Raw genomic sequence first — 229 nt, 5'->3', positions numbered from 1 at the left:
GACTCCGGGCAGGCGCTGGGCCTGACGGCGGAAGCGGTCGAGCCGGTTTCAGCAGAGCGTATCTGCGGTTACATGCAACATGCGCTGGAGCACCTGGCGGAGCTGCTGGAGCGCTCGCCGCACACGCCGGTGCGGGAGCTGGAGATCCTGCCGGCGGCGGAGCGCGGGTATCTGCTGGAGGAGCTGAACCGCACGGAGGCGGCGTATCCGTCGGAGCGGTGCATCCATG

The 229-nt window shown here is 69.4% G+C and carries 1 protein-coding gene; it reads left to right on the top strand.

What is annotated here, in order from left to right; translation table 11 throughout:
• A partial coding sequence (locus tag VSR82_RS40570) for a hypothetical protein (RefSeq protein WP_498858988.1) occupies positions 1-229 on the top strand: 229 nt, incomplete at both ends.

The organism is Burkholderia sp. JPY481 (genome assembly GCF_038900515.1).
Lineage (GTDB): Bacteria > Pseudomonadota > Gammaproteobacteria > Burkholderiales > Burkholderiaceae > Paraburkholderia > Paraburkholderia youngii.
The sequence above is the reverse complement of the archived record's forward strand: the minus strand, read 5'-3'. Positions and strand labels throughout refer to the sequence as shown.